This is a genomic window from Amphibacillus sp. Q70, from assembly GCF_052055485.1.
Classification (GTDB): Bacteria; Bacillota; Bacilli; order Bacillales; family Amphibacillaceae; genus Amphibacillus.
Window position 1 is genome coordinate 411130 of sequence record NZ_CP197171.1, and the last position, 12883, is coordinate 424012.

Sequence of the window (12883 nt, forward strand, 5' to 3'; positions counted from 1 at the left end):
AAAAAAGAGGCTGCACTTAGATATACAACCCGTGTTTAAATGGTTCCTTCAATCGATCACGATAAAGGTTTAGACTTGAGTCCATTTTGGCTTTAATTTCTGACTGACGACTTAATATTTCTGATTCCATCGATAAGATTTGTTCACTAATATTCGACTCATCAGTTGAGATAATAAAATCCTCAAGATTAACGGATTTAACAAAATCAAACATTTTAGAGCGGTACCCTAATGCAATAAAAGGGACATTGGCTGCTAAAGAAAGATAATTAGCATGTAACTTAAAGTTAATCGTAAACATAAAGTCTTGCATCAACGCTAATAACTCATTATGATCATAAAGCGTTCGATCAAGGGTTACTTTAGTGGAATCAACTAGCTTAGAATGAAGTCGTTCAATTGCTGGCAGATCCGTTCCCCAGACAGTATATAAATAGATATGATAGCCCTTTTCAATCAATTGGTTTAAAGCATCAGCCAACTGCTCTTCTACTTTTTGTTCATCTCCACCATAAATGTTATTGAAACTTGTTCCCCAATTGACACCGACTACTTTTTTATTTGGTTCCGCTGAATCTAAAGCCATTTTCATAGGATGTTTATTTGCTCGTTGATCAAGATTGAGCAGGAACCCTGGATCACCACTTATATGACAATTTTGCACACCGTATTGTTCCAATATTTTAAGCGTTAACGGACCACGAACACCTGACCATACACTTTTTTCAAAAACGACAGCTATTTTCTGTTTTAGATCATCTGATACAGAAAATGGGATTAGAATGTTATTCTCCAAATGCTCAATAAGCGGTTTGGGTACCCAATCAATCCCGGAGCCCCAAATCATTACTTTTTTATTTAATGAAATACATTCATATAGGTAACTAATGATGTACGGATGAATAAAATGCCCTTTGCCACCGAGTATCGAGCCACCTCCTAAAACAATCAGATCATATTCTTGTAAAGCTACATTTTTTAAGTACTTAGGCTCAATATTGGCAGAATCCAGTGTGTAATCATCTCCCAGAGTTGAAAACTGTTCCTTAAATAAATCAAACATTAATTCATCGCCTAAATTTTTATAGCCGATCCATCCAATATACAAAACTTTTTTCATCTAGAATCCTCCCTAGTCAAATTGAGAATACAAGCTCAGAGCGCTCGTCCAGTCATGCACAAATTAAAATAGCCTGTGACAAATACACGACAACCTAAGAAAGCTGATATTGACTTATCGCAGCAAGAAGATCGTCATTGAGCGCTTTAGTTAGACATAGTTATTTTTTTAAATCTTATCTATGATGACAAATTTTATAATGCTCTAAATAATTAGAGGGAATTGGATTACTTCAGAATCTCTATGGTAAAAATAATAATTGTCTAATCGATCATCCATAAAGTTTGTGCCTTGCCAATTGTAGAACAAAACCTTAGTCCATATCCTTCCCTTTATTCAGACATCCTTTTCTATAGTAAAGAATTTTAAAAATCCCTAATCTCTTCATAATATGTACTTCGAGCACTAAAAGTGAACTATTTATTAATTTACGCTTCCCCCGCCTTTTCTGCTATTGATTTTAACCCTTCTTCAGTTGTTCCCATTCTGTCATAATCCTGATAGATACAAACACAGATAATTTATGTGCTAATATCGGATCGCAAAAGCACCTTATCGCTTCATAACAATAAATGACTTATCAGCTATTTTTATTTAACACATTTTAATGATTAATAAAATGTAGAAAAAACCAGTTGAAAGTGAATAAAATTATTAACGATTTTATAAAAATCATGTGTAGATTCGCGTGGGAATAGCGTGAGCTTGAGGTCCACTTTGACAAGTGGTTTTTGCTTGGCAAAGTTAGCTCAAGCCACGCCCACAGGACAAGGAAGACCTCGAAGCAATACATCACACGAAGAAAATTGCTCTGTATTTTCGAGGAAAGCGGAACATAGCTCACCTGCGGATCTCAATCGAAAATAGAGGGTTGGTTGTCAATCGAAAAATCTATCTACAAAGTCAACGTTTATACTTAATCGTAGATCAACTCTTAAGTCATCTGTGACCGTCAAGTAAAAAGACACAATTTATGCTCATTAATTTGAAACACTTTCTTGCCCAAATATGGTCGATCTATGTTTCATTCGATAACTATCTTCATTTAGATGAATGATTTCAACTCGGTGTAGAATTCTATCTAATATAGCTGTTGTAATTGCTTGGTCACCTAATAGCTCTCCCCACTCTTTAGGTGCTTTATTTGAAGTTAAAATGATGGATGATTGATTGTATAAATCATTAATCAAGTGGAAGAACATATTAGCTTCCTGTGAATCCATCGCCATAAACATCAAATCATCAATAATAACTAAGTCTGCATCTCTTATTCTTTTCATTCTCGTCTGTGATTTTCGAGTAATTTCTTCCGTTTTTAATACATGAATAAGGTCTCCCATCGTAGTAAAGATAACCTTGTAACCTTGGTTTAACGCTTCGATTCCTAATCCAATTGATATGTGAGTTTTCCCACTACCTGGTGGTCCTAATAGAATGATATTGTGTAACTGTTCTATCCAAGTTAAATCCTTCAACCTATTCAAATGTTTATTGCTTAATGATTTCTGTTCTTTTATATTGAATTCCTCTAATGTCTTTTGGAACGGAAATGTAGCCCATTTAAATCGTTTTTCTAACTGCTTTTCTTCTCTGCGAGTTTGTTCATATTTTACTACATCTAGGAGGAACTGAGTAAAGGAGGAATCCTTTTGCTCAGCCTCTCTAATTAATGCAGGAAGGTGATTTGCTGTTTCTGTTAAACGTAGAGTTCTCATCAATTCTTGTAATTGATTTAACTGGCTCATACTGGATCACCTTCCAATATGGCAGTATAGGCATTCACTTCTCGTTTTTGAGCTTCTGTTTCCATAACCCAAGCTGAAACTCCTTTTACTCGTGTTACATTCTTAGCGGTATCATTTGGTGTATCTTCCATTTGTCGATGTCGTTTTAAATAGGCAACGACATCGCTAAAATCTGTGGCACCATAAAGATTCCTCTTTATACACTCTTTCAATGCTGTTGATAGAATTTCTTTGTTATTTGTTTTTGTCTCTTTTATTATCATTTGGAGTTGATCCCTAATATATCGAGGGTACTTCCCTTTTACTGCTTGTAGATAATCATAAGCCATCTCACTGTCATTAAAATGCTCGGCAACTGTATTCATAAATGCATCAATACCCTTTGTTCTATCACGGCTATGTTTTCTATCTTTAATCAATAACCCTTTCTCGTCAGGGATCGTATGCTTTGCTATGATTTCACCTGTTTCAGGGCTATAAATGATTAATTCTCTTTCCTCCGTTTCCTTAATGCAGACCGTTTCGTACTTGCCAAACGTCCCCAATGGTAGAGTATAACGGTTAGATAAATATCGAATGGTATTGTCCTTATGGACACATCTTGATATACTATTTTCATAGTTATATTTTATATCTATATTTTTGGTGACTGGTCTTAAGTGTTGTCTTTCCAGGGAAAATACTTCGACCGGTCTCTTTTTTGTTGTATGGTGAATTTTATAGTTTCCAGTTCTATGAAGCCATTCCCACCCTTGTTCATTCCAAGAATCAATGTTATGAAAAACTCGATGTTTAGCGAAATTATGTTTAATAAATCCAACTACATTTTCAATTTTTCCTTTGCTCTCTGGATCCGCCTTGCGGCAAACACGAAGGTTTAGATTCCTAGATTCTTTATATTGTTGGAACTCTTGTGTTAAAATTAAATCCCCACCATTCTCACTGACAACGATTAAACTATCTTGGTCATATACCAATTCACCTGGAATTCCTCCATACCACTTAAATGCATTTTCATGTGCTTTAATGACATCTTGGGTAGTAAATGGCCTATCCAACCATTCCATATATTTATATCTAGAATTAGATAGTACAAATGCTATAAAGTTTAATTTTACTTCCTTACTGTCTGCTGCCTTCTGTTTCGTATGACCAAAATCAACTTGTATTTGCTCACCCATAGGTGAATCGAGAATAGCCTCATAAATTCGTGGTGAAGTTTCCTTTCTTATTTTATATTCCTCTCGAAGTTCTCTAACATAGGAGCGAACCGTACTTTCACCTACTTCTAAATCTTCGTATCTTTCTTTTAGCCAATCTTCTACTTGTGCCGCAGACATATCTGGATGTTCTCTTAGCCAGGATAAAATTAGTTCTTTATAAGGATCTAATTTCTTACTTCTGGTTTGAATGGAATCAACCCACTTAGACATATCCGAAGGATTCTTTTTTAGATAACGATGAACGGTTGATCTTGAGATTCCTAGTTTTTCAGCTACCTTTGTCTTACTAAAACCCTTTTTAATTAATTGATGTATTTCCATATACATTTCCCACTTATCCACCTTTACGTCCTCCACTGTTCTGTATGTTTTGATATAAACATTGTACAATGGAAGTTCTTATTATTAATATTTTTGTGTAAATAAGTGTGTCTTTTTATCTAGCAAAAACTGTCTACTCTAGTTTAGCAGTCACATCATCTTGACTGAGCATGAAAATTCAGATGCGAAAGTTGAGTAGTTAAGTTGTTTAAAACAGCTAACAACTTTAGTGCAATTTATATATCGCCTAATTCACAATAAAATTAAGAAGGCAATGAAAAAAACAGATTGCATATGACAAAATCAAAAAGAAGCCTCTCAGAAGTTTGGCAAATTTACGAAGGATTTATATATCTTCTTTGTACAGGATGAGTGGGTATTCTTATACAGTATTCAAATTAAAAATTTTTACTTCTTATATTTAGTACCGCTATTGAATTAATTAATAACTTTTGTAGTGCCTAATATATATTAATATAACCTCGAAATAAACTATCTAAAGTGTATATTTGAGAGAGAATAGATGGCTAAATAACATATAACATATTGGATATATTAATCTTTACAGCTTCTCCATCCATTATATTGGACCTATGCATATTACAATTTGTCTTGTAAGATAACTATAAAACTAATATTTGAGGTGATGAATTGAGAATTAAATTTAACTTAGACAAAATCATGAAAGAGAAAGATGTTTCTTAAAATTGGCTTGCAAAAAATTGTAATTTAAACATTAAAACAATACGTAAGATCAGAAATTCAATCAATCCAAATACAGAGATTGAAAGCTTGATGGAAATAGCTCGTGTATTAGATTGCAGTGTCAAAGACTTGATAGAGGACGATGTATGGAAAGTTTATTATGATGAAATAGTAGAAAGATTTCAAAATAATCCAATATTCAAAAGTGGAAAATTTTTTAGTATTGAAAATCTAAATTTTTTAGAAAAGTTACTCACAGGAATGGGAATCATTGCTGATATTACTCCAAACAATGCACTAAGGACTGTTTACATTAGAAATAAACAAAATATGAATATTCCTATTTACTTTGATATCACTCTTAGAGTACACTCTACCTGTCTAGAAGTTATAGATTTATATATTTATGTTAATCGTGAAATTATATCAGAAAGAAATATAAAAGATTGCCTGATTCAAGCTATTGAAATATACACAAAGAAAATTAATGTTAATCAAATCATCATGTATAACATAAATGGGAAAGCTCCAGATCAATTTGATTATTTACATGAAGACAACCTATTAGAAACAACATATCATTGTGATCCAACGATAGAAATTGACCTTTTAAAAAGTCGTGGATTCACATTACAAAAGTCCTCCTTTTTCCCTGGATTAGGTGATACTTGGATTAAGTTAATAAAAGATGAGATACAAGACGAGAAGGAAAATAACGGATTGATATTATAAATCCAACTGATTTATATTTAGATGATAAAAATTCATCTAACCCATTAAGTATATCTAAAGCTGCAGAAACTTTTAAACTAGATAAACAAAATAAATTGAACTTTTATCATTCAGAACTAAATTGGAATATACACTTACAGGAGTTATGTTTATAGTTAAAGTTGAACTGATGAAAGGATTCAAAATAACATAGGTAAACATAATTGTTAATTATACAATTAAAAATATATTAAATGAAAGTGGAGAGGATATAAGACATAGTCGAAAATTAAGTTTGTCTCTCGCCTAAGTTGTAGCCAATATCGTTTGTTTTAATAGCTCTTACTCTCCACGCTAATTTTTTATCATTAAAATAATTTTAGAGATACCAAAATGAGAATTAGATACATCAAAAAATATCCATGAGCAATATTATAGTCTAAATTCTTTATTTGTTAATTGTGATGGTGCAATGAATTAATGCCCCATAGTCGTAAACATTACTCACTTCACTCTAAGTAGAAGTCAACGTTAAATCAAAATAAAGACAGGTTACAGAAACGATAAGATAACTAAAAACATTTATTTACACTAGATATAATCAAAAAAAGAAGCACCTCAAAAATTCGTGGAACTAATGAAAGGCTTGTAAAGCGATTCACTTGTAGGTAGATTGTGAGTAACCATTATTAATAGCCTCACAAAGTTCTCATACCTCAATACCTATGATTTGATGTTTTAACACCCCTTTTAAGTTTCCTTCACCAGTAAAAGAAGAAGAGAAAAAACTAACAAATGATAAATCATGGAAATTCAGTATTTTATATCTTTCATGATCTTTCCTTAAACTAATATCATCTATGTTTTCCATAGTTTTATTCGGATAAACAAATAAAGTATATTCTTTCATCCTATTTATTTAAATTTAGATCTTAACAAAAAACAATTACTACTTCCTCTTCTTCCTTAGCTGTTTTAAGACAATTTAATAGAAAATTTAAAATTTGTTCTTCATCCATATTTAAAGATGTTTCTTTTAGTTCCGTCGAATCACCAGCATTATAGAACTGTAGAAATACATCCATTGCCTTTTCCATTTTGTTTGCTGAAAAAGTTACCTTAGCACCTATTCCACTTACACCACCATTATACTCATCCGCATCAAGTACATGGTACAAAATTGAAGCATTGACATTTGACATAGAGAAACGAGCATAGGCAATTTCCTTTCCGGTATGGTTAAATCCATAAATATCATGTCCGATGATCTATTCAACTCCTTTTTTATTTTTATTTAACTTATTCATTGCATTAGCGTTACATAAAAAATAAATACAAACTTAAGTAAAACACTCGATCTAGAGCAGTTTCCTTATTCTAGATCTTTTTAACAAAATGGTAACATGGATTAGAAAGTTATTGATGAAGAACATGAGTGAACTTTTGAAGCTAAAACGGGACTTTCTTTAGCAAAGGGTTTTCTTGCTGATTAATGAGGAATATAGGCTAACTTCACTTTGTGAGAAAATGTCTGTATGATCTCTCTGATTCAAGTGAATCAAGACATTGGCACTCGTTAGCTTCCACCTATATATAGTTTCATTTTTACTCTCTATTTTGAAATAGGAGTACTATAGATGCTTAAAAGAGGTGATAAACTAAAAGGGTTTTGCAGAAGGCTAATATGCATTGAAAAGTTAAGGTAACTTATTAATACTTGACTAACTTAAATTTGTCAAGAAGGCTATTTTACAAGTTTTCAGCCTCTGTTATTTGAATAACACATGGAATTAACAGTAAAACTTAAAAATCATTTAACCTTAATAATGATTAATCCATTTCATAATAGAATGAAAAAGGATGCCCCGACAAAATAACCATTTTGTACGGAAACATCCTTGAAAAAATAGATTAAATCACTCACTAAAAGATAATGTGAGATTTCTTAAAAGTAATAATCTTTTGGTAATGTAAAACATTGATATATCAGCTTTTATGGGGGGGTATTACATCATGCCGCCCATTCCGCCCATGCCACCCATATCTGGCATTCCGGCGCCGCCATCTTCTTCAGGGATGTCTGCAACTACTACTTCAGTTGTTAGGAACATCGCTGCAACAGATGCTGCATTTTGTAATGCCGAACGAGTAACTTTGGTTGGGTCAACGATACCAGCATCAATCATATTTACCCATTCGCCAGTTGCTGCGTTGAATCCAATTCCTAATTCTTCACGTTTTAGACGTTCCGCTACAATTGAACCTTCTAAACCAGCATTAGTAGCAATTTGACGGATTGGTTCTTCTAAAGAACGAAGCACAATGCTTGCACCCGTAGCTTCATCTCCTTCAAGACCAAGTGCTGTTAAGTGCTCATAAATATTCATTAACGCTATACCACCACCTGATACAATACCTTCCTCAACGGCTGCACGTGTTGAGTTAAGAGCATCTTCAATACGAAGTTTGCGTTCTTGTAGTTCTGTTTCAGTTGCTGCTCCTACTTTGACAACAGCTACACCACCAGCTAATTTAGCTAGACGTTCTTGTAATTTTTCTTTGTCAAAATCAGATGTTGTTTCTTCAATTTGAGCACGAATTTGTTGAACACGAGATGAAATGGTTTCAGGGCTACCTGCTCCCTCAACAATTGTTGTGTTTTCTTTTGTGACAACAACTTTAGATGCGCGTCCTAATTGTTCAAGTGTTGTTGATTTTAAATCAAGTCCTAAATCTTCTGTAATAACTTCTGCTCCTGTTAAAGTACCGATATCTTCTAACATTTCTTTTCGACGGTCACCAAAGCCTGGTGCTTTAACTGCAACAGCATTAAATGTTCCACGGAGCTTGTTCACTACTAATGTAGCAAGTGCTTCACCTTCAACATCTTCTGCAATCAGAAGTAATGGCTTGCCTTGCTGAACAACTTGTTCAAGCACCGGTAGCACTTCTTGAATATTGTTGATTTTTTTGTCTGTTACAAAGATATATGGATCTTCTAAAACAGCTTCCATTTTATCTTGATCAGTCACCATATATGGTGAAGCATAGCCTCGATCAAATTGCATACCTTCAACTACTTCTAATTCTGTATTGAAGCCTTTTGATTCTTCAATTGTGATAACACCGTCATTACCTACTCGCTCCATCGCTTCAGCAATTAATTGTCCCACTTCTTCGTCATCTGCCGAAATAGCAGCTACTTGAGCAATTGATTCTTTTCCTTCAATTGGATTAGAAATTTTTCTTAATTCGTTAACAGCAAGGTCAACAGCTTTTTCGATTCCGCGACGAACACCAACTGGGTTAGCACCTGAGGCAACATTTTTTAGCCCTTCTGTAATCATCGCTTGTGCAAGAACAGTTGCTGTTGTTGTTCCATCACCAGCTACATCATTTGTTTGTGACGCTACTTCAGATACAAGCTGTGCACCCATATTTTCAAATTTATCTTCTAATTCAATTTCTTTAGCAATCGTCACACCATCATTTGTAATCATAGGTGCTCCAAATTTTTTATCTAAAACAACATTTCGTCCTTTTGGTCCTAGTGTTACTTTCACTGCGTTTGCTAATGTTTCAACACCACGTAGCATTGATTGACGAGCATCTTCACTAAATTTAATGTCTTTAGCCATTGTTAAAACTCCTCCTATAATCTAAGTATTGTTCGTTTGATTCTTCACTTAGCCAATAACTGCTAGAATGTCATCTTCGCGAAGAATTAAGTATTCTTTACCTTCATATTTCAATTCAGTTCCTGCAAATTTAGCAAAAACAACTGTATTGCCTTCTGCTACTTCTGGAGTAATTTTCGCTCCGTTATCCGCTACACGTCCAGAACCTACTGCAACAATACGTCCTTGTTGTGGCTTTTCCTTCGCAGAATCTGGGAGTACAATGCCACTTGCTGTTTTTTCTTCTTCCTCAACGAATTCAATAATGACACGATCACCTAATGGTTTTAACATATCAAAAACCTCCTCCATTTATTTTAAATTTATTTTTATGAGTTTTTTAGCACTCATCGGCATTGAGTGCTAACACAATTACTATATTAATAAAATCGATTTCATTTTGCAAGTAAAGTGATTATTTTTTTAGAAAAAATTTGTCTTCAGTCATACTTTATTTACACATAAATATACTGACCTTAATATTCTCTCAATTTTTTCAGTAAATTAGTTTTTCAACATGTAAAGCAAGTAGAGAAATTTAGTGAGGTAATCATTTCAGATAGAGTCTTTCTAACCGGCTTTTGGCAGAGGGTGAAAGCTTGCAATACGTAATTGAATCCTTCTATCTCGCCTTTCATGGGCAATAAATGTTTAAAACTCATGATAGAATTTTTTCTGATAGACAGACAAGTAGAAGGAAACAAGACTTTTTTAGTATATTATCCATATTTCGGAACTCAGAATAGAAAAAATACTTATTCTTGTGATACAAATGCTTCGTAGTCTCCCTGAGTGTGTTTACTCGTCCCATCATATACATTTGGGACTGCGGTTACTCGTCCCAACATAAAGATTTGGGACTGCGGTTACTCGTCCCAACATAAAGATTTGCTGTGGTTTTATCTTCTTTAGTGTGAGAAAAATAGGTTGAAGAACTCAGATTTAATTCTATCGCTTATTTGTGTTAGAATACGTTTACTGGCGTTTTTTTATTAGGAGGTTTTTTAACGATGACTAAACGGTATTTAGCAATCATCTTCACTTACTTAATTGCTCAATTATCTGTTTTCCCGGTCTCAATCGGGCTAGAAAGAATGGATTTAGAACCAGTTACCCATAATAATATAATTATGGGCTGGCAAATAACTAGTTTTATTATTGCTTTAATAATTATACTCATTTTACTTCGAAAGGAAAGAGAATTTCCTAGGGATTCTGATCAGGCAAGTCCGTTAATGACGTTCATTTGGTCAATTCTAGGGGTGGCAATGGCTCTAGGTGGACAGGTGATAGCTAGTTTAATTCAAACCAGACTATTTGGATTAGAAGAACAATCGCAAAATACGGTTGAGCTCATGGAGGTTGCCCGCGCTTTCCCAATTTTCATTATTATAATTGCTGTGGTCGGGCCTATTCTAGAAGAAATCATTTTCCGAAAAATTATTTTTGGTGAATTATATAAGCGAACCAACTTTGTTATAGCAGGATCTATTTCAGGATTGATATTCGCTGTGGTCCATAATGATTTCACTCATCTCCTTGTTTATTTTGTGATGAGCTTTGCGTTTGCTTTTATTTATGTCCAATCCAAACGAATTATTGTTCCCATTCTCGCACACGTACTAATGAATTCTTTCGTTGTGATTGTTCAATTGTTTTTCTTAGAGGAAATGATCGAACAAATGGATCAAATTCAAATGATTTTGATAAAGGGGTTAACTATTTTATGAAATTGTCACCATTAACAAGTGCAATGATTTATCTAGGATTAGGAGCTGTATTTGTTTATTTTGCTTACCAAACTATTGATGAAACGATATTTAATCCTTTGACAATCATCTTAATCATCATAGCATCATTAGAATTTGGAGTCGGGATTCGGTTCATCCAACTACATTTTAAAATTAAGCGAAATAAAAAATGAAATACTTGTTATTTAGTCAAAAGCGGGAATCCCCGCTTTTTTTATTGTTTAAAAAAAGTACTATTCTTCAAAATTAGTTAAGGCTAAAATTAGTATTTATCTTGACTTAGGTCTGAAATCAGACTACAATTTAATTAATCATAGTCCTAAATAGGACTTACAAACTGAAGGAGGGATTAGAATGAATGAGTCTATTAAACATCAAATTGAAACATTGAATAGGCAAATGAATGAGTTAACTGCAATTTACCATCGAGAGGTTCTTAAACATGGAATATCTGATAAAGAGTTGTGGGTACTGTATGCTCTTATCGTTTTTGAAGGGGATCTTTCCCAACAAGATATTTGTCACTTATGGTCTCTATCTAAACAGACAGTTAATTCAGTGATTAACACAATGAAGAAGAAAGGGTATTTATTTCTAGAAGAAGATCCTAAAAGACGTAACAGTAAAATTATACAGCTAACCGAAAAAGGCCGAGCATTTGGGGAAAAGACAGTCCAGCATTTCTATGAAGCAGAAGAAAGAAGTATCGCTCAATTTTCAGAGAAAGATCGTCAACTTTTTATCTCTTTATTGGAAAAGTACATAACTTCTTTAGCAGCAGAACTTGCTTCAGAGAAGGTGCTATATGACTAAATATGAGAATATACAAGAAGAAATGGTATCAAACAAAATCTTAACTCTTCCCAATGTCATATCTATTTTTCGCATTGCCTTAATTCCTCTATTTGTTTGGCTTTATCTTAGTATACAAGCATATTTTTGGACTGCCGTTATACTGATATTTTCTGGTATAACAGATGCTGTTGACGGATACATTGCAAGACGTTTTAATGCCATCAGCAATTTAGGTAAGGTACTTGACCCAATAGCCGATAAATTAACACAAATTGTGGCTCTAATTTGTTTACTCACTCAATTTCCAAATATGTTAATTCCGCTAATCTTGATGATCTTTAAGGAATTATTCGTAAGTATTACGGGGATGTTGGTGATTCAAAATACTGGTGAGGTCACCGGTGCTAAATGGCACGGGAAAATGACTACGGTCCTTTTTTATGTGACAATAGTTACTCATGTGATCTGGTATGATATCCCTTCAGCTATATCCCACATTTTCACCTCTGCTTTGATCATTATGTTAATCACCTCTTTGGTGCTCTACGGTATTTTTAATATCCAGGTTTTAAAAAATACCAAATCAAAAAGTGCCACAAAAAAAGAAGAGGAAATCAAGTAGATGACATCATTTTAATAATCGTTTCAATTACTGAATGATGAGGAAATATTATTAGCATTGCATAAAAAAATACACGGTTAAATAAAGCATTTGGTCCAAAATAGTTTCCCTGCGAAGGAAGAGCAATGTCACGTTAATGCGTCACAGAGAAAGCCTTAGCTTGTTTCATTTTAATAAATATTTATATTTACTAGAAAAGTTTAACCAATACTA

12 protein-coding genes are annotated in these 12883 nt (G+C 33.5%); 5 read left to right on the plus strand and 7 right to left on the minus strand.

Annotated features, from left to right (window positions below; all coding sequences use genetic code 11):
* Nucleotides 1-16 precede the first annotated feature (16 nt).
* From ACS127_RS01760 to istA, 3 genes are all read right to left on the minus strand, one after another.
* Nucleotides 17-1120, minus strand: a complete 1104-nt coding sequence (locus ACS127_RS01760; RefSeq protein ID WP_440896767.1) for a polysaccharide pyruvyl transferase family protein — start codon at nucleotides 1118-1120, stop codon at nucleotides 17-19.
* 980 nt (nucleotides 1121-2100) lie between these two features.
* The gene (gene istB / locus ACS127_RS01765) at nucleotides 2101-2865 is read right to left on the minus strand and encodes an IS21-like element helper ATPase IstB (protein ID WP_337020333.1); all 765 of its coding nucleotides are present in this window, start codon (nucleotides 2863-2865) and stop codon (nucleotides 2101-2103) included.
* Complete coding sequence (istA, locus tag ACS127_RS01770) at nucleotides 2862-4430, minus strand: IS21 family transposase (RefSeq protein ID WP_440898046.1); 1569 nt, start codon at nucleotides 4428-4430, stop codon at nucleotides 2862-2864. Before istA ends, istB begins: the two co-directional genes overlap by 4 nt.
* Before the next feature lie 774 nt (nucleotides 4431-5204).
* On the opposite strand from istA, the gene ACS127_RS01775 reads away from it, so the two are divergent.
* Nucleotides 5205-5846: a hypothetical protein gene (locus tag ACS127_RS01775; RefSeq protein WP_440896768.1), complete on the plus strand. Its 642-nt coding sequence runs from the start codon at nucleotides 5205-5207 to the stop codon at nucleotides 5844-5846.
* Nucleotides 5847-6534: 688 nt separating this feature from the next.
* Here ACS127_RS01775 and ACS127_RS01780 read toward each other — a convergent pair.
* The 4 genes from ACS127_RS01780 to groES all read right to left on the minus strand — a co-directional run bounded on the left by ACS127_RS01780 (nucleotide 6535) and on the right by groES (nucleotide 9796).
* Nucleotides 6535-6735: a hypothetical protein gene (locus tag ACS127_RS01780; RefSeq protein WP_440896769.1), complete on the minus strand. Its 201-nt coding sequence runs from the start codon at nucleotides 6733-6735 to the stop codon at nucleotides 6535-6537.
* 22 nt (nucleotides 6736-6757) lie between these two features.
* The gene (locus ACS127_RS01785) at nucleotides 6758-7027 is read right to left on the minus strand and encodes a hypothetical protein (protein ID WP_440896770.1); all 270 of its coding nucleotides are present in this window, start codon (nucleotides 7025-7027) and stop codon (nucleotides 6758-6760) included.
* Between the two features lie 804 nt (nucleotides 7028-7831).
* Entirely contained in the window at nucleotides 7832-9463 is a 1632-nt protein-coding gene (gene groL, locus ACS127_RS01790) for a chaperonin GroEL (protein ID WP_440896771.1), read from the minus strand.
* A gap of 48 nt (nucleotides 9464-9511) precedes the next feature.
* On the minus strand, nucleotides 9512-9796 hold the full coding sequence (gene groES, locus ACS127_RS01795) for a co-chaperone GroES (RefSeq protein WP_440896772.1): 285 nt from the start codon (nucleotides 9794-9796) through the stop codon (nucleotides 9512-9514).
* A gap of 716 nt (nucleotides 9797-10512) precedes the next feature.
* On the opposite strand from groES, the gene ACS127_RS01800 reads away from it, so the two are divergent.
* From ACS127_RS01800 to ACS127_RS01815, 4 genes are all read left to right on the plus strand, one after another.
* Nucleotides 10513-11232: a lysostaphin resistance A-like protein gene (locus ACS127_RS01800; protein ID WP_440896773.1), complete on the plus strand. Its 720-nt coding sequence runs from the start codon at nucleotides 10513-10515 to the stop codon at nucleotides 11230-11232.
* Entirely contained in the window at nucleotides 11229-11426 is a 198-nt protein-coding gene (locus ACS127_RS01805) for a YdiK family protein (RefSeq protein WP_440896774.1), read from the plus strand. The genes ACS127_RS01800 and ACS127_RS01805 overlap by 4 nt, the downstream gene beginning before the upstream one ends.
* A 181-nt stretch (nucleotides 11427-11607) precedes the next feature.
* Nucleotides 11608-12066, plus strand: coding sequence for a MarR family winged helix-turn-helix transcriptional regulator (locus ACS127_RS01810; protein WP_440896775.1), 459 nt, complete (start codon nucleotides 11608-11610; stop codon nucleotides 12064-12066).
* The gene (locus ACS127_RS01815; RefSeq protein ID WP_440896776.1) at nucleotides 12059-12670 is read left to right on the plus strand and encodes a CDP-alcohol phosphatidyltransferase family protein; all 612 of its coding nucleotides are present in this window, start codon (nucleotides 12059-12061) and stop codon (nucleotides 12668-12670) included. The genes ACS127_RS01810 and ACS127_RS01815 overlap by 8 nt, the downstream gene beginning before the upstream one ends.
* The last annotated feature ends 213 nt before the right edge of the window (nucleotides 12671-12883 follow it).